Raw genomic sequence first — 17,354 nt, 5'->3', positions numbered from 1 at the left:
CTCACGCCTCCAGCTTCATCAGCGTGTCCAGCACCGACTGCGGCGTCGGCCCGGTCAGCTCGCTGACCACCAGGCCGTCCCGCAGGAAGACCACGCGGTCGGCGTACGAGGCCGCCACCGGGTCATGGGTGACCATCACGATCGTCTGGTCGAGCTCGCGCACCGACGTCCGCAGGAAGGACAGCACCTCGGCGCCGCTGCGCGAGTCCAGGTTGCCGGTGGGCTCGTCGGCGAAGATGACCTGAGGCCTGCTGATCAGGGCGCGGGCGACCGCGACGCGCTGCTGCTGGCCGCCCGACAGCTCCGACGGCCGGTGACCCAGCCGGTCGCGCAGGCCCACGGTCTCCACGACCAGGTCGAACAGCGCGGGGTCGGCGAGCCGCCCGGAGATCTCCAGCGGGAGCCGGATGTTCTGCTCGGCCGTCAGCGTCGGCAGCAGGTTGAACGCCTGGAAGACGAAGCCGATCCGCTCGCGGCGGAGCATGGTGAGCTGCCTGTCGTTGAGCCCTGTCAGCTCCACGTCCCCGATGCGCACCTGACCGCCGCTCACCGTGTCCAGCCCGGCCAGGCAGTGCATCAGCGTGGACTTCCCCGACCCCGAAGGGCCCATGATCGCGGTGAAGGCGCCCGTCGAGAAGGAGACGTCCACCCCTCGCAGCGCGTGCACGGCGGTGTCCCCCCGGCCGTACACCTTGGTGAGACCTCTGGCCGTCACGGCCGGCGCCGCGCTTCCCCGCGCGTCCCACGCGCCGACCTCTCCGGTGATGGTCACGGCAGCTCTCCTTCAACAACGTATGGCGTTATGACGGACCAAACGTTATTGACGGGGAAAGAGGGATCCATCAGGCGTTAGGCCTGACTTGGGGTGCGGGGAGGGGGTCCGGAGAAGGACGGGCACGACCTCCGCCGTAGCACGGGCCTCGGCCATTCGGCCGAGGCGGCGCTACCTTCGCGGGTATTTGATCTTGAGGCTGCCCATGCCGACCTTGCCGGTGACGCGCAGCACCGGCGCGTCCGGACGGCCCGGGTCGGTGGCCTTGTTGCTGATCGTGCCCATGTTCGTCGTCACCGATTCGATCCGCACCGTCCACCCGCGCGGCACGATCACCAGGATGCCGCCCATCCCGCAGGTCGCCTCCAGCAGCACCTCGCGATGCGAGCACACCGCCTCGGTGAAGTCGATCTTCACGTTGCCCGAGGTGCAGCTCGCCACGATGCGCGCGGGCACCACCCAGTAGTCCTTCTGGCGGACCTGCCCGCTCTTCGTCCGCAACTCCAGGACCCCGCCGACATCGCCCGGCACGGCGAGTGTCCCGTCGGTCCGCGGCAGGTCGGCGGTAAGGGCTCTCAGGTCGTCGTACGTCCTGGCGGCCTGAGTCCGCTCGATCCGCTCCTCCAGCTCCTCCAGGGTGAGCCGCCCGTCTCCGGCGGCCACGCGCAGCTGCTCGATAACCACGTCCCGGTCGGCGTGCGACGCGCGAAGCCGGCCGTCAGGATGCGTCATGAGATCATGCTAGTCGGCCGAATGCGGAGTCACGATCCCTGATTCATAGGCGTACACGACGACCTGTGCCCGATCCCTCAGACTCAGCTTGGCCAGTATCCGGCCCAGGTGCGTCTTGACCGTCGCCTCCGCCAGCTCCAGCCGACCGGCGATCTCCATGTTCGACAACCCCCTGGCCACCAGCACCAGCACCTCCCGCTCCCGAGCGGTCAACCCGGACAGCACCGCGGGCTCGGCCGCCCCCGCCGAGGGAAGATGCACCGCGAAACGCTCCAGCAACCGCCGCGTCGTGCTCGGAGCCACCACCGCGTCCCCGCTGTGCACCGACTGGATCGCGCTCACCAGATCGGCGGGCGGCACATCCTTCAGCAGGAACCCCGACGCACCCGCCTTCAACGCCGCGAACGCGTACTCGTCCAGATCGAACGTGGTCAGGATCAGCACCCGAGGCCCGCCGGCCGCAGAACGGATCAGCCGCGTCGCCTCCACCCCGTCCATGACCGGCATCCGCACGTCCATCAGCACCACGTCGACGGCGACCGTCCGCACCGTCTCCACCGCGGCCGCCCCGTTACCCGCCTCCGCGACGACCTCGATCCCGGGATGGGCGCCGAGAACCATCCGGAAACCGGTGCGCAACAACTCCTGATCGTCGACCAGCATCACCCGGATCACCTGGTCACCCACCGCGCGCTCCGTCAAGCCGCCCGACCCGCCCCGGTGTCGCCGATCGGCAACCGCGCCACCACCCGGAACCCGCCACCCGGAACGGGCCGTGCCTCCACGCTCCCGCCGAACAGCGCGACTCGCTCCCGCATGCCGACCAGGCCGTGCCCGCCCTCACGCTCCGGCGTCGCGGCCCCGCGACCGTCGTCGGTCACCCGCAAGAGCAGCTCCCGCACGCCGTACTCCATCTCGACCGTGGCCCTGCTGTCCGGACCGCCATGCTTGAGGGTGTTGGTGAGGGCCTCCTGCACGATCCGGTAAACCGTGAGCTGCTCCCCCTCGGGAAGCTCCCGGGGAACGCCGGACACCCGCAACTCCACCGGCAACCCCGACTCCCGCACCTGCGCCACCAGACCGTCCAGCTGCGACAGGCTCGGCTGCGGAGCGTACTCCTCCTGGACACCGTCGGCCCGCAACACGCCCACCATCCGCCGCATCTCCGCCAGCGCCCTGCGGCCCGTGGCCGAGACCGCCTGCATCGCCCTGCGCGCCTGCTCGGGATCGCTGTCGATCGCGTACCCCGCCCCGTCGGCCTGAACGATGATCACACTCACGTTGTGCGCGACCACGTCGTGCAGCTCACGGGCGATCCGGGCCCGCTCCGCCGCCGCCGCCAGCCTGGCCTGCTGATCGCGCTCCCGCTCGGCCCGCTCGGCCCGCTCCTCCAGACCCTCCAGGTAACGGCGGCGGGTGTTCGCGTAGATCCCCGCCATCCAGACCGCGACCGCGAACGCCGAGGCCGTGGCGAACGCACTCGGGTCAAGGCCCTGAGGCACCCGCCCGAACACCAGGAACAACCCCAGCTCCACCACCAGACCCGCCCCCACCGCCCAGCGCAGCGGGCGCCGCGACGCCACGCCGTACATGGCGACGAGCACGGAGATGTTGAAGACCAGGGGTTGCACCCCGAGAAGCCACTGGAGGAAGGAGGCCAGCGAGATGATCGCGAAGACCGCGACGGGACGCTCGCGCAGCCAGAACAGCGGCACGAACAACAGCAGCGTCAGCCCCGCGAACCCCCACGGCCCAAGCCTCTCCGCCCCCCAGGCCGCCAGGTCGATCCCGACGGTCCAGACGTTGAGCAGCGAGACCAGCAGGAACGGAGCCAGCCACAGGGAGTCCGTGATCCTGGGATGGCGCCCGCTCCAGGCGCGTAGTCTGCCGAACACATCACCACGATACGTATGCGCAGATCAGCGCCCTTCCCCCTCAAGGGGGAGTCCGGTGTACGACTCAGGTCGCACATCGAGCCGCACATATGGCACGGCTTACGCGGCCTTTACGGTATCTGGGGCACCATGGTTTCCGGGAGCGCCCTCTGGGGTGAGTAAAGGGAGATAGTTTGTGGTGATCGATCACAACGACGCCGGGTCGCGCGGCCCCGAGGACGGACCGCGCGACCTGACGTTTCTCCCGCACCACGCCGGATAGCCGCCACGCCGGACAGCGCTGCCCGCTCGCTCGGATGTTTCGGTGACCTCACCCGCTCACCCGCGCGGATTCCCGGAGGTTTTCCCGTCCAGGGGTGGACATCGCGCCATTCCGGACGAGGCCGGACCCTACGCGGGCGACTCGCCGGAGTCGCCCCGCACGGCGCGGCCAGGCGAACCCGTGTCACCGGTCTCGACGGACGCGGCGGCGCGCTCCTCTCCGAGGACGGACTCGCGTAGCAACTGAATGGCCCTGCGTATGACCGCGGATCTCGACGCGAAGCGTTTTTCGCTTCGACAGTATTCTATGAAGAATGAATCCTGGGCCGATATCGTTACGCCGGTGTCTATGAATATTATATCGACCGTATGATTTTGATTGAATTTTTTGTAGGGCCGTCGGGATTCGAACCCGAACTGTCACGGACCTAAACCGTGTGTCTCTGCCGTTGGACTACGGCCCCTTGATTTTCCTGCGAAATTCTCTGTCTGTGAATGGCAGTTCGGGCAGAGAAAGCGCAGATTTTCTTTTCTATTGTCCAGCCAGTTGCCATTGATGTGGTCAACGTGCAGTATCAATGCCTGGCCCTGCCAGACGTTCCCGATCCTACATCCCGTGCAGCGGTACGGCACCCCGATCGCGATCATGCTGCGCCTGAGCTGCCTCGGATGTGGGCGAGAGCTACTCTCTGGTCGTACGGTCAGGACCTGTTCCGGGCCGCGTCGCCTCGGCGAGGACTGTCCTCGCCGAGGCGCTTGGCCGAGGAAGTGCGATGTGTCGATTCCGAAGCGCTTCAGCCGGCGGCTGACGTGGGTGTAATTGCCGCCCGCGATGGTGATGTCGAGGCGGCGGAGGACGTCGGCGATGCTGAGGGAGTCGGCTGCGGCCTCCGCCGGCATTTCTGGGGTGTATTTGTATTTGATGGGCACGCCCCAAGCCCAGGCAATGGGACTGACAATTCTTGGGGCATGCTCACGTCGTATTAAATGGCGAAAAAAGGATTGAGCCATTTTCATCCTGGCTGACGGGCGGTCTCGGTGACGTGCAGGACGAGGACGACCTGCACGATCGCGGTCGCGCGGCGTGGGCAGCAGCGCAGCTTGGCCAGGATCTCCCATGTCTTGAGCGTGGCGGCGGTGCGTTCGCCGAGTGCCAGGGCCGTGGCGTGGAGGCCTTTGACTCATTCCCGGTGCGGCAGGTTCCACAGGTGGAGAGTGGTCTGGTCCTTGGAGACCGTGTACCAGGCGCCCTGCCCCGCCGATCGGGGAGGTCCCGAGACAGGGAAGGGGTAGGCGATCCGGCCGCGCAGGGCCATCGTGTGCGGGTCGACAAACCAGTGGCGGGGGTCCTCCGCGGAGTCCTCGGTGCCGACCACGGCGGTGTCGTCGTAGGGGAACGCCGCCGCCTCGTAGTCCCACCGAACGCGGTCGTCGTCCGAGCTTGCGGGAAAGGGCACGGCTTCGTCGGCGTCCAGATGCCGCAGTTCGATGCCATCCTCCGCCCGGTGCAGGTAGAGGGTCCACTGCCCCAGGTCCGTGGTCAGGAAGTGCTTCCCGGACGGACTCACGGCGAGGAGGACCTCCTCGATGAACCGCTGGACGGTGAGGTTCGCGCCGTCCCAGTGTCCCCACAACACGGGCGAGTTCTCCTCGCCCTCGCCGACCGTCAGCCCCATGTAGGCCGGGTTCGGATGGGGGAAGTGGAGGGAGCCCGATCCCACGGTCATCGTGTCGGCCCGGGTCAGTACCGTGCCGTCGGCGGGGTCGAGGATCAGCCATTCCTCGTTGACGTCGCGCCCCTCGCGGTTGCGGACGTGTGCCCACAGGAGCTTGCCGTCCGCGGAGATTGCCGCCGAGCCGACGTCCGCGTGGCCGTGGTGGTAGTCGTCGGCGTACTCGGAGAACGAGGCATGGGCCCCGGTGCACCCGGCGGGGGACCAACAACCATGCCGGATCTCCCACCGCACGGCACCGGTCGAATCCACGGCTCGCAACGCGTGCACGCCGGCGAACACGGCAACATCACCCGTGGGCGAGACTGTCACCGAGCCGTACCGGCGAGGCCAGGGCGCGGGGAAGCGGACCTCTGTCCCCTCCCCGTCCAGGTCGCGGACGGCCAGCTCGGTGTCCCCGCGCTGCACCAGCAGCCTGCGCCCGGGCCAGTGCAGCACCTGGGGGGCGTCCGCCGATGCGGGGTCGAGCGGGGCTGCGGCAGTGGCCACGAGACGGGCAGCGACCTGGACGGGACCGCCGTGAAGAGCATCGTTTGGCATCGTCGCATGCTTTCACACTCGTCGGATGGTGCAGCTGACCTGAAATCGCCCGCTTTGACCAGCTTCTTGCATCGGGTCTTCGGCCTTACTTTGTGAGCCCCGGCATCCGGTACGTTGCCGCGAGCAGGGGCCGGTTCACCTCGAACAGCGCCGCCAAGGAATCACTGAGCCGTCTTCATCCTGAGTAGCGGCTGGTCTCGACGCGGTGCAGGACGAGGACGGCCTGCACGACCGCGGTCGTGCGGTGGGGGCAACAGCGCAGCTTGGCCAGGATCTTCCATGTCTTGAGCGTGGCGATGGCCCGTTCGCCGCGAGCCCGGACGCGGGCGTGTGCGCGGTTGACGGCCTTCTGCCGGCGGGACAGTTTCGGCCGGTACCGGTGGCGCTTGAACGGCGTGCGCACGCTCCCACCGGCTGCCTGGTAGCCCTTGTCTGCGAAGGTCATCACGTCGGCGCTGGTCAGCGCGTCGATGATGCCGTGACGCGGGCGGCGCTGAGGTCGTGGGTGGCGCCGGGCAGCGCTGGCGAGGCCCAGACCAGGCGACCTACTGCGTCCGCGATGACCTGCACGTTCATGCCGTGCCGCTTATGTTTTCCGGAGTAGTAGGGCTTCTGGTCGGCTACACGGTCGATCGGGATCAGTGTGCCGTCGAGGATCGCGTACGCCAGCTTGAGGATACGGTCCATGACGGTGGCCAGGTCGTCCGCGGCTGCGGCGAGCAGGTCGACGGCTTCACGGACGTAGCGTCAGGCGGTGGCGACGCCGATGCCGAACCCGGCTGCCAGGCGCGTGTAGGTGTCGCCGTTGCGCAGGTGAGCGAGGGTGAGCAGGGCCTGTCGGCCGGGGTCGAGGCGCCGCCACCGGGATCGACGCTGGTGGCGGTGGTTGCGGATGCGCTCGGCAAGGTGGTTCAGGGTTCGGCTGGACAGCGGGATCGTGGCGGGGTAAGACAGCACGGCGAGACTCCCGGTCGGGGCATCGGATCTTGACCGACTGCTGTCTTACCTGGAGCCTCGCCCTCATCGATCTCTGGGTCCCCGACGCCCACCGTGACCAGTATGATCACGATGAAAAGGGCTCCGTCTTCCTCGCCATGTGTCAGGGAACCTTTTTCATCCTCTGGCGGCCTGTGCGACGCGGTGGTTTTGAAGGACGGCGATGGCCTTGCACAGGTGGCCGGCCTTGGCGGGGCTGCAGCGTAGTTTCCGGAGGATTTTCCAGCTCTTCAGCTGGGCGTTGGCGCGTTCGCCGGGTCCGCGGAGCTTGGCGGGGGAGCGGTTGGCCTGTTTCTGTGACGCGGGCTTGTTCTTGCCCTTGTACGGCGTGGCGACCGGGCCCTCGGCTCCCTGATACGCCTTGTCGGCCAGGGTGATGATTCCGGCCTGCTCCAGCGCACGCAGGATGCCCCAGATGCGGGCGGCGCTCAGATCATGCGCCGTGCCCGGCAGGGCTCCAGAGGTCCACAGGATCGTCCCGTCCGGCGAGGCGATGACCTGGACGTTCATTCCATGCACGCGGTGCTTGCCGGAGAAGTACGGTCGATCGGCCTTGATGCGGTCGGTGCGGATCAGCGTGCCGTCCAGCACCAGGTAGTGCAGCCCGTTCCGCTGGGCCTTGCGCAGCGCCTGGCCGAGCTCGGGCGAGCGCGCCGACAGCAACGCCACCGTCTCCTGCACATATCGCCACGCGGTCGCCGTCGACACTGCGAACCCCGCGCCGAGTTCGACGAACGTCTCGCCCTTGCGCAGGTAGACCAGTACCAGCAGGGCCTGTTGTCCGGGGTTGAGCCGCCGCCAGGCCGACCCGATCGCCTTGCGGTGCCGGCGGATCAGGCCGGCGACGTAGTTCAGCGTTGAACGCGACACATCGACGGCAGCACGATAGAACAGCATCCGAAACCCCTGGTTGTGACGGTGATGGTTGTGGTGATCAACCCGTCTACCAGGGGTTTTTCTATGTCGTTAGGCGAACACCGGTCTTTCGATCATGCTGTGTCCAGCAGTCCGCTGCCAGGGGATGAAAAAGACTCAGTGCCCCGTCCCACCGGCGAAGACAACCGCGATCACCTCATAGCCGACCGGCTCGCGTGCCCGTCGTTACGCTGACGTTCCAACCTGAAGCCCTTCGGCGGAGTTATTTCTCTACATGGACCGCTACGAGGGGTTCCACGAGTTCGTGCACGCTCGCCAGCAATCGCTGATGCGGACGGCGTACCTGCTCACCGGGAACCCCCACCTCGCCGAGGACCTGTTGCAGACAGTCCTCACCCGCCTCGCCTCCCACTGGACCAAGCTCGCCAAAGGCGGCAACCCCGAGGCCTACGCCCGCAAGGCCCTGGTGAACCAGAGCATCTCCTGGCGCCGGCGCAAGCACGTCGAGCTCCTCGGAGCCGAAGCGCCGGAACTCGCCGAGTCCCGGCAACCGCACGACGAGGCGACCGTGCGCCGCCTGGCCCTGCTGCACACGCTGGCCCAGCTCACTCCGAAGCAGCGGGCGGTGATCGTGCTGCGCTTCTACGAGGACCGCTCCGAGCACGAGACCGCGCAGCTCATGGGCGTCTCGATCGGCACCGTCAAGAGCCAGACGCACTACGCGCTGTCGAAACTGCGCGCGATCACCCCTCAGGAGGTGTACCGGTGAACACACTACGTGAGGACCTGCACGCGCTGGCCGAGCAGGCGCCCGCCGTCGACCTGGCGGCCCGGGCGGTGCGGGGGGCGCGCAGGAGGCGCACGACCCGCCTGGTCATGGCGGCCGCCGCCGTGACCTGCCTGATCGCGGGCGGTGGCGCCACGCTGCTCCCGCAGATGCACCTTGCCCCCCCGGTGGTGCTTACCCCGCCAGAAACGACGGTGCTCCCGCTGCCCGCCAAGGGGGTCGGGCCGGTCGAGCAGGCGTACAGGCAGAGCTGCCCGATGACCGGAGATCCGTGCGCCAGGCGCGCCTGGCGGATCGTGACCGGCGGGGGCGACACCTACGAGCTGGCCGAGGCGTTCGAGAAGGGGCCGCTGGAGGTCACGGCGGACGGCCGCAGGATCGCCTACTACAGCTCGGAACATCGCGCGATCGTGGTGCGCGACCTGGCGAGCGGCAGGACGTGGAAGGCGCCGCTGAAGCAGCCCGCAGAGGACTTCGCGGTTGAGTACGCCCTGCGGCTGTCTCCCGGCGGGCTGCGGTTCGTCGTGTCGGGGTGGGGCGGGCGGCGAAAGCCGAACAAGCTGGTGGACGTGCAGCGGGGGACGGTGACCGACCTCAAGCGCGGGTGGTGGCCGGTGAGCGTGTCGGACGGGTCTGGACCCGTCGTGCTCGCCAAGCCGTACGACATGACCAGCCAAGTGTGGGTGCTCGGCCATGACCCGATCACCATCCGGGACTTCACGTACGACTACAGCGCTCTCGCGTCTGACGGGCGGACGCTCGCCCGGCTGGGGCAGACCGTCGATCGGGACCGGCAGCCGATGGTGCGGCGGGACGGCTCAATCGTCGTTTTCGACGCGGTAAGCGGCGGCCGGGAAACCCGCATCCCGATATCCGGCATCTCAGAAGGGCTCTACCCCTTACGGCTCGGTGGCTGGCTGAACACCACGGAGGTGACCACGCTGGCCGCACCGGAATCACCGGACAGGCCATCGGTGGTTTACGCGGTGGACATACGGACGGGCAAAAGCAGGGAACTGTTCACGCTCCGCGAGGACGGGGTGAAGGTGGTACCGGGCCTGGTGCGCTGACCGCGTAGTCGGCCCTCTACCAAGGAGCCTTTTCCATCCTGCCCTGCACAGGCTCCAGAACAGCGACGGAGCAACTCCCTCGGGTGCCATCTGAGCGCCGCATGGCCCGCATCCCTGCGGGCCATGCAGCCTCGGTCATCCGCTCACCGCCTGTTGACCTGCGACAACAAGTTGAAAAAGGTTCATTTTAGTCGATGCCGAGTTCGCGGCGGAGGCGGGCCACGTGGCCGGTCGCCTTCACGTTGTAGAGAGCCTTCTCGATCTTTCCGTCGGCGTCGATGACGAAGGTGGAGCGGATGACCCCGACGGTCGTCTTGCCGTACATCATCTTCTCCCCGTACGCGTCGTAGGCCTTGTGGACCTCGAGGGAGGGGTCGGACAGGAGCGGGAAGGTCAGGGCGTCGTGCTCGGCGAACTTGGCGAGCTTGGCCGGGCTGTCCTTCGAGACGCCGAGCACGGCGAATCCGGCCGCGGTCAGCGAGGCGAGGCTGTCGCGGAAGTCGCAGGCCTGCTTGGTGCAGCCCGGGGTCATCGCGGCGGGGTAGAAGTAGAGGATGACGCGCCGACCGCGGTGTGTCTCCAGCGACACGGTGGTGCCGTCGGCGGCGGGAAGCGTGAAGTCCGGGGCGGCGTCGCCCGGCTCGAGTTTCATGGTGTTCCTCCGAGGAATGGTTCCCCGGTCAACTTACCGGCCTGTCCGAAGTGCCGTGGGTGGGCAGGACCTGACAGACTGATCAATGTCAAGGAGTAGGGGAGGAGCGCCATGGCGGACACCGATCCCGCGGAGTTGGAGCGGCAGATCGAGCGCACGCGCGCGGAGTTGGCTCAGACGGTGGACGCCATCGCGGACCGGGTGAGCCCCAAGCGGGTCGCGGCACGCGGTGTGGCCAAGGTCAGGGCGAACGCGGAGCATCTCGTCACCCAGGTCGGTGACATGGTGGGCGTGACGGGACCGAAGCCGGTCAGGCTCGCCGGCGAGCCCGAGGATCTGTGGGCGGACGACCGGCCGGACCTGGCGCCGATCCTGATCGGGGTGGGGGCGGTGCTGGCGCTCGGCGCGGTGGTCGTGTTGTGGCGGCGCCGGCGTCGCTGACCGGGGGTTCCGGTGTCGCCGACGACCGGTCGGCGGCCCCGAATTGAGTAGGGGTTTACTCATGTGACCTTTTTCCCGCTCGCGGAACATCGCGGGTAGGTGAAAGGGAGGGGTAAATCCATGAAAAACATCATTCGCGCCGCGATCGCGGTGGTGGCGACCACGGGTCTCGTGCTGACGGTGGCTCCGGCCGCCTTCGCCGCGACACCGGCGTCCGCCTCGTCCGCGTCGGCTGTGTCCTCGGCGTCCTCGGCGTCCTCGGCGCGTGACGTCGACGACAGCTTCGAGCAGGAGTCCAGGAACGGCCTGGCCACGCTGGAGGCCGAGTACTCGGTCAGGGGCGACGAGGAGGACGACAACACGTTCAGGCTGCGGGGCGAGCTGTACGACGGTGACAGGCGCACGTTCCGCCAGGGCGGTCGCTGCGCCTACGTCGAGGTCCAGGTCGTCTCGTCCGAGGACGAGGACTGGGACGTCGCCAAGCGCGACAGGCTGTGCAGCTACGACGACACCAAGCGCTTCCGCGTCACGGCGCACGACGTCAGCGAGGTGCGGGTCAAGACCTGTCAGGTCAAGTACCGGAGCTGGTCGACCCACAGGTGCAGCAGGTGGGAAGAGCTCGACCTGGGCTTCTGAGATCCCCCTGAGGTTCCTCGGGAGCGCGGTCTCTCCGGGCGCGGAGCGCCGGGGGCCGTAGTGCCCGGGGGAGGGGCAGAGGTGTGGCAGGAACGGGCACCCGCCGCTGGAGCGGCGGGTGCCCGTTCCTCGTGCCGGGGTCCGCTCCCGTGTTCCGGACGGGGCCGGGTCCGGAAGGGACGCCGCTCTGCCGGAGTTCCAGCCGTGGATCCGGGGAGGAGACAGGGGCGGCGGGTCAGAGGAAGGTACGGCCCTCGCCCCGGTAGGTGGGGACCTCGTCCACGACCTCGTCCCCGTCGATCAGGTGCAGGCTCGCGAAGCGCTCGCAGAGCTCACCCGCCTTGGCGTGCCGGAACCAGACCCGGTCGCCGGCGCGCAGGTCCTCGGCGGCCTGCCCGACGAGGGGGGTCTGCACCTCTCCGGCTCCCTCGTCGGCGTCGTAGCGCAGCCCGCACGGCAGGTAGGGCTGGGGCAGGCGGCTGTCGCCGGGAGCGCCGGAGGCGGGGTAGCCGCCGCCGAGGACGGTGACGACGCCCGGGGCGGGGCGGCGTACGACGGGCAGGGCGAACAGGGCGGCGGGCCGGCCGGTGAATCCCCGGTAGAAGTCGAACAGGCGGGGGTGGAAGAATCCGGATCCGGCGGCGATCTCGGTGACGGCCCTCTCCTTGGCGGTCTTCTCGATGCTGCCGGTGCCGCCGCCGTTGACGAACTCCAGGTCGGTGATCTGGCGGACGGCCTGGACGATCCGGCCCCTGCGCGTGATCAGCTCGCGCCGGGACCGGGCCTGCATCAGGCGGACGGCCCGGGTCAGGACGGGGTTGCCCGGAGGGTCGTCGCCGACTCCGGCGATCTGCGCCTCGTACGCCATCAGGCCCACGAGCCGGAATCCGGGCCGTTTCGCGATCTCGGTGGCCAGGTCGGCGGCCTGGCCGATCTCGCGGATGGGGGAGCGGCGGACCCCCGCCCTGAACCGGCCGCCGAAGGCGAGGTAGCCCGCGTCGACGTCCAGGCAGAGCCGGATCTCGTGGCGGTCGTGGACTCCGGAGACGGCGGACTCGATGAGGTCCAGGTGCTCGGCGTGGTCCACCGTGATCGTGATCTCCCGTGCCGCGACCGGGCCGGCGGCCAGCTCGGCGAGCGCGGCGCGGTCGACGGTGGGGTACGCCACGAGCACGTCCCGCATCCCGGTGGAGACGAGCCAGAGGGCCTCGGGGAGGGTGAAGGCCATGATGCCGGTGAAGCCGTCCATGGCGAGGACGCGTTCGAGCACGGCCCGGGACCTGATGGACTTGCTGGCGACCCTGATCGGTTTGCCCCCGGCCCGGCGGACCATTCCCTCGGCGTTGGCGCGCAGGGCGGGCAGGTCGAGGACGGCGAAGGGGGGTTCCAGGTGCGCTGTGGCCCGGTCGTAGCGCTGGCGGTCGTCCATGTTCGCAGGATAACCCGGCCCCCACGAATATGAGCAATATTCATGTTGCTGGACGGGTGGTCAATGCTCCCGCCAGGAGGGCCTCAAGATCACGCAAGTGGGTGGTTGATTCCTGGCTCGGCCCTGCCCGAACGCGCACACTTGACATCCTCCCCTCCCCGAAGGGAGGGGATTCTCACGGTCGCCCGTGAGGGTTCCTGCTTCACTGCCAACTGCCCGCCAAAGAGGACTCTCCTTGAGGTCTTACATCAGCTCCACAGGCGTTTTACCTGTCCGCCAGCCCGGCGGCCAAGATGTTCTTCGCGGCGTTGACGTCCCGGTCGTGAACGGTGCCGCAGGCACACACCCAGTCTCGGATGCCCAGCGGCATGGACCGATGGATCGTGCCGCATGCCGAACACAGCTTCGACGAGGGAAACCAGCGGTCAACGACCAGCAGTTCCCGCTCGTACCACTGCGCTTTGTACTCCAGCATTTCCCGCATTTGACGCCAGGAGGCGTCGGAGATGGCGCGGGCCAAGCTGCGGTTCTTCACCATGTTCCGCACGGTGAGGTCTTCCACGGCGATCACTTGGTTCTCGCGAACAAGCCGTGTGGTGACCTTGTGCAGATGATCGCGGCGCCGATCCGCGATACGGGCATAGACGCGGGCGACCGCGAGCTTCGCCTTGGCCCGGTTCGCAGAACCCTTCTTCTTACGGGCGAGGTTGCGCTGAGCCTTGGCGAGCTTGCGGCGATCGGCCCGCTCGTGCCTCGGATTGGTGATCTTCTCTCCAGTGGAGAGCGTGGCCAACGCCGTGATGCCCGCGTCCACCCCGACCACGTTCGCGGCCGCAGGAAGCGGGGCGATGCGGTCTTCGCACAGGATCGACACGAACCAGCGCCCTGCCGCGTCCTTCGACACGGTTACCGTGGACGGCTCCGCACTCTCGGGCAGCGGACGCGACCACACGACATTCAGAGGCGCGTTCATCTTCGCGAGGGTGATCTGACCGCCCCGGTACTTGAACGCAGATCGCGTGTACTCGGCGCTCAGCCGGGACTTCTTGCGGGACTTGAACGCCGGATACTTCGCCCGCTTGGCGAAGAAGTTCGTGAACGCTGTTTGAAGGTGCCTGAGGGCCTGCTGGAGCGGGACCGACGACACCTCGTTCAAGAAGAGGAGGTCGTCGGTTTTCTTCCACTCGGTGAGCGTGGCCGACGACTGCACGTAGGAGACTTTCCGGCCTTCGATCGTGTAGGCGCGGGTGCGGTGTTCGAGGGCTTTGTTGTAGACGAGGCGGACACAGCCGAACGTCCGGGCAAGCTCTTCGGCTTGCTCGGGGGTCGGGTAGAAGCGGAACTTGAACGCCCGCTTCACGGTCTGCGCCATTCCTCACACAATATAACAAGATCAGTTGAGTATCGGCTGGAGTGGGTCGCGCGGGTCCAGGCACGCTCAGGCGCCACAGCCCTTTCCCGCTCCCGCTTCCTCCCCGGCCTGAAGGCCGGAGTATCCACGGGAGTTATTAGATGACGACTACTCTCCAGGACATCCTGGCGGGCTCGGGAGGCACCGGCGGCGCGGGGACCACCACCGGCGGCTCGGGAGGCAAGGCGGCGGCCGAGCAGTTCCAGGACGTCCGGCGCAGGTCGGTGCGGTTGCTGCGGCCGGGAAGGACCCCCGCCGGTGTTCCCGCGGCCCTGACGGTGTCCGCCGTGCTGGTGGTCTCGGCCTCGGTGACGGTGGGCCTGCTCATGGAGTCGCCGGTCGCGCGGGTGCCCTACCGGCGGCTCGTCAACGGGGCCGGCGCGTGGAACTGGTCGGATCCCGCCACGTTCGCCGCGTCGACGCTCGCCATGGCGGTGGGCCTGGTGATGCTCGCGCTCGCCGTGCTGCCGGGCCGGGCCCGGCTGGTGCCGCTGGAGTCGGGAGACCCGCACATGGTGATCGGCATCACCAGGTCCGGGCTCCGCCGCACGCTGCGGGAGGCCGCCGAGGCGGTGGACGAGGTGAACGGGGCCCGGGTCCGGCTCACGTCGCGGATCGTCGAGGTCACCGTGTTCACCGACGCCGAGCGGACCGGGCCCGTGCTGCGCCGGGTGGGCGCGGCGGTGGGTGACCGGCTGTCCGGGCTGGGCGCGATGTGCGCGGGTGACGTCGTCGTACGGCTGCGCAGGAAGAAGGCGCGATGAGGCCCTATCTGGGCAACCGGATCGGTCTGGCCGTCACCGGGGCGGTGCTGGTGTGCGCGGGACTCTACGCCTTCCTGCGAGGACGCGGTGACATTCCCGGCCATTCGCCCGGGGCCAGGCTCGTGCGCAAGGGGTTCCCTGGCTGGCTGGCCGCGCATCCGTGGCTGGGCTGGCTGGTGGCGCTGCTGCTGGTGGCGCTGGCACTCCTGGCGGTGCGGTGGCTGCTACACACCCTGGGATGGGGACGGTGGGGCAGGCGGTCCGGGACGGGGACCGCCATGCTCGGGGTTGCTCTTAAAGAAGTCGAAGGGCTCACCCGTGTCCGCGTCAGGTACATACGGCACGAGCGGCTGCGCATCGGGGTGGGCTGCGCGCCCGCGACCGATGTCGGCAAACTCGTGGCCCGGCTGAACAGGGACGCGGTGGGGAAGGTCCGACGAGCGCTCGGGGAGGTAGAACTCGGCGTGGTGGTTCGCCTGCACGTCCGCCGCCGCTGACCCTCCGGACACCGGCCGCTCGCCCGTCGCGCCGTACGCCGCTCGCTCGGCCGTTCCTCCGGACCCCGGCCGCCCGCCCGTCCCTCCGGACACCGGCCATTCGCCCGTCACGCCGTACGCCGGCCGTTCGCCGGTGACGCCGTACGCGGATCGCTCGCCCGTCGCGCCGTACACCGGCGGCTCCGTCGTGCCCCCGTACGCGGTGCTTCCGTACGCGCCATCCCGGTGCGCCTGCTCGTCGTACGACCCCGGCCCGTACCCCGACTCCCCGACGGGGCTCGCGTACACCGGCCGCTCGGCCGTCGTGCGGTACGACGGGTCCTCGTCGCCGGGGCCCTCGTACGGCGGGTCCTCGTCCGGTTTCCCGTCCACCGCCTCGGGTTCGTTCTCCTCGTGCCTGACCCCGAAGGCCAGTCCGGCGGCGAGGCAGGCCAGCGGGAGGGCGGGGATGACGTAGCGGTGGTCGAAGGCCGCGATGAAGGGCGGCAGGACCAGCAGCATGGTCCCCGCCGCCCAGGGCAGCAGCACCGCGCCGCCGAACCGCCGCAGCCGCATCAGCACCCCGACCAGGCCGACCAGCAGGATCACCGCGAGGTACGGGCCCCGCACGAAGGCGTACTCCTGGTAGCCGCGCAGCCAGCCCGCGTACGGCTCGACCATCACCGGCGCCCCCGACGAGCCCTGGTAGGCCACGGTCAGCTGCTCGGCGGTCTTTCCCTGCGAGGCCGCCCCCGAGGAGAAGGGCCGTACGGTGTCGGGGAAGACGTAGGCGCTCTGCGGCCCGGGAGCCGGGTAGACGCGCCGGTTCCAGTCGAAGATGTGGGCCGCGTCCGCCAGGCCCGCCCGCAGGAAGTCGAACGGCTGGGCCATGATCGCCTGGGTGGCGAAGGCGCCCGCGAGCGCGTCGCGCTCCGCCCAGCTGCCCTTGACCTTGTTCAGCGGCGACCCGCCGTCCCAGATGTAGACCGGCGGGGCCGCGCGCCGCCCGAGCGGCTCGACGGGGCACAGGGCCGCCTCGGGACCGGCCGGGTGGATCCTGGAACAGTCGGCGAAGGTCATCGTCCGCGCCCAGAGGAAGGCGTTCCCCCTGGTCAGCCCGTAGCTGCCGTGCTCGGCTCTGAACCAGGCCGCGTACGAGCCCAGGCCGATCGCGGCGGCCAGCGTCGCGGCGACGACCGCCCGCCATCCGGCCCGGCGGATCAGCATGCAGGCCAGTGCCACGGCGATCAGCGGCAGCCCGATCGTGCGGGTGACGGTCGCCGCGGCCAGCAGCGCTCCGGCCAGTGCCGCGACCCACACCGCGGGGCGCCGCCGCCACAGCAGCAGCGTGACCGCCAGCACCGCCAGGAACTGGAAGAGCAGGTCCGCCATGACGAGGTGTTCGAGCTGGAGCTGGTAGACGTCCAGCAGCACCGGCAGCGTGGCGAGCGTCGCGCCCCACCCCGGCAACCCGCCCAGCCTGCGCAGCAGCAGGTAGACGCAGACGGCCACGGCCAGTCCGAGCAGGTGCTGCACCGCGACCACCGCGGGGATGCTCGACAGCGGCTTGAGGATCCACAGGAACAGCGCGTAGCCCGCCGGGCGGGACTCCAGGGGGCGGGGGTCGAGCCCCGCGTTCAGGTAGACGAAGGAGTCGGCCCAGAACCACAGGGCGGGCCGGTAGCCGAGCATGGCGAGCAGCCGCAGGCCGCCGCCCGCCAGCAGGGCGGTGATGAAGAGCCAGTGCGACCCGAGGAAGCGGAGCACCCGCAGGGGGCGGGAGGGGTTCGCGGGGCGCTGGGAGCGACGGGAACGGCTTGCCGGGTGCGTTCCCGTTACCACCGCGACCTCCCGAGTCCCGCGCACATGGCCACCCAGCATAG

15 protein-coding genes, 1 tRNA gene and 2 pseudogenes are annotated in these 17,354 nt (G+C 69.0%); 5 read left to right on the top strand and 13 right to left on the bottom strand.

Annotated features, from left to right (window positions below; all coding sequences use genetic code 11):
• Position 1: 1 nt before the first annotated feature.
• From ACVCAG_RS37245 to ACVCAG_RS37205, 9 genes and pseudogenes are all read right to left on the bottom strand, one after another.
• Positions 2–772 carry an ATP-binding cassette domain-containing protein gene (locus tag ACVCAG_RS37245; RefSeq protein WP_440086961.1) on the bottom strand — a complete coding sequence of 257 codons (771 nt, stop codon included), beginning with the start codon at positions 770–772 and terminating at the stop codon, positions 2–4.
• Between the two features lie 171 nt (positions 773–943).
• Positions 944–1,504, bottom strand: a complete 561-nt coding sequence (locus ACVCAG_RS37240) for a DUF1707 SHOCT-like domain-containing protein (protein ID WP_440086959.1) — start codon at positions 1,502–1,504, stop codon at positions 944–946.
• A 9-nt stretch (positions 1,505–1,513) separates the two neighbouring features.
• A complete protein-coding gene (locus ACVCAG_RS37235) occupies positions 1,514–2,179 on the bottom strand; it encodes a response regulator (protein WP_440086986.1) in 666 nt (221 codons plus the stop codon).
• Between the two features lie 23 nt (positions 2,180–2,202).
• Positions 2,203–3,399, bottom strand: a complete 1,197-nt coding sequence (locus ACVCAG_RS37230; RefSeq protein WP_440086958.1) for a histidine kinase — start codon at positions 3,397–3,399, stop codon at positions 2,203–2,205.
• Between the two features lie 652 nt (positions 3,400–4,051).
• Positions 4,052–4,124: transfer RNA gene (locus ACVCAG_RS37225), tRNA-Leu, on the bottom strand.
• Between the two features lie 549 nt (positions 4,125–4,673).
• Positions 4,674–4,841 (bottom strand): annotated as a pseudogene (locus ACVCAG_RS37220) (IS5/IS1182 family transposase); the annotation flags it as partial.
• Entirely contained in the window at positions 4,842–5,882 is a 1,041-nt protein-coding gene (locus ACVCAG_RS37215) for a hypothetical protein (RefSeq protein ID WP_440086957.1), read from the bottom strand.
• Positions 5,883–6,108: 226 nt separating this feature from the next.
• Positions 6,109–6,890, bottom strand: a pseudogene (locus ACVCAG_RS37210) (transposase family protein).
• A gap of 156 nt (positions 6,891–7,046) precedes the next feature.
• Complete coding sequence (locus ACVCAG_RS37205) at positions 7,047–7,826, bottom strand: transposase family protein (protein ID WP_447191269.1); 780 nt, start codon at positions 7,824–7,826, stop codon at positions 7,047–7,049.
• Between the two features lie 253 nt (positions 7,827–8,079).
• Here ACVCAG_RS37205 and ACVCAG_RS37200 point away from each other — a divergent pair, with 253 nt between their 5' ends.
• Positions 8,080–8,574, top strand: a complete 495-nt coding sequence (locus ACVCAG_RS37200; RefSeq protein WP_440086955.1) for a SigE family RNA polymerase sigma factor — start codon at positions 8,080–8,082, stop codon at positions 8,572–8,574.
• A complete protein-coding gene (locus ACVCAG_RS37195) occupies positions 8,571–9,662 on the top strand; it encodes a hypothetical protein (protein ID WP_440086954.1) in 1,092 nt (363 codons plus the stop codon). The genes ACVCAG_RS37200 and ACVCAG_RS37195 overlap by 4 nt, the downstream gene beginning before the upstream one ends.
• Positions 9,663–9,849: 187 nt before the next feature.
• Here the strand turns inward: ACVCAG_RS37195 and bcp are convergent, their stop codons facing one another.
• Positions 9,850–10,314 (bottom strand): thioredoxin-dependent thiol peroxidase, encoded by a 465-nt coding sequence (gene bcp / locus ACVCAG_RS37190; RefSeq protein ID WP_447191268.1) that lies wholly within the window; start codon positions 10,312–10,314, stop codon positions 9,850–9,852.
• 111 nt (positions 10,315–10,425) lie between these two features.
• Between bcp and ACVCAG_RS37185 the strand changes: the two genes are divergently transcribed.
• On the top strand, positions 10,426–10,755 hold the full coding sequence (locus tag ACVCAG_RS37185; RefSeq protein ID WP_440086951.1) for a DUF3618 domain-containing protein: 330 nt from the start codon (positions 10,426–10,428) through the stop codon (positions 10,753–10,755).
• A 120-nt stretch (positions 10,756–10,875) separates the two neighbouring features.
• Positions 10,876–11,391, top strand: a complete 516-nt coding sequence (locus tag ACVCAG_RS37180; RefSeq protein ID WP_440086950.1) for a hypothetical protein — start codon at positions 10,876–10,878, stop codon at positions 11,389–11,391.
• Between the two features lie 235 nt (positions 11,392–11,626).
• Here the strand turns inward: ACVCAG_RS37180 and ACVCAG_RS37175 are convergent, their stop codons facing one another.
• Both ACVCAG_RS37175 and ACVCAG_RS37170 read right to left on the bottom strand, forming a co-directional pair.
• A complete protein-coding gene (locus ACVCAG_RS37175) occupies positions 11,627–12,820 on the bottom strand; it encodes an amino acid deaminase/aldolase (RefSeq protein ID WP_440086949.1) in 1,194 nt (397 codons plus the stop codon).
• 265 nt (positions 12,821–13,085) lie between these two features.
• Positions 13,086–14,192, bottom strand: coding sequence for an RNA-guided endonuclease TnpB family protein (locus ACVCAG_RS37170; protein ID WP_440086948.1), 1,107 nt, complete (start codon positions 14,190–14,192; stop codon positions 13,086–13,088).
• A gap of 140 nt (positions 14,193–14,332) precedes the next feature.
• Between ACVCAG_RS37170 and ACVCAG_RS37165 the strand changes: the two genes are divergently transcribed.
• Entirely contained in the window at positions 14,333–14,995 is a 663-nt protein-coding gene (locus ACVCAG_RS37165) for a DUF6286 domain-containing protein (protein ID WP_440086947.1), read from the top strand.
• A 224-nt stretch (positions 14,996–15,219) separates the two neighbouring features.
• Here the strand turns inward: ACVCAG_RS37165 and ACVCAG_RS37160 are convergent, their stop codons facing one another.
• A complete protein-coding gene (locus tag ACVCAG_RS37160; protein WP_447191267.1) occupies positions 15,220–17,313 on the bottom strand; it encodes a hypothetical protein in 2,094 nt (697 codons plus the stop codon).
• Positions 17,314–17,354 lie beyond the last annotated feature (41 nt).

It is taken from the genome of Streptosporangium sp. G12, from assembly GCF_052983175.1.
Note: the sequence above shows the minus strand (reverse complement) of the source record. Positions and strands in the feature narration are given on the sequence as shown.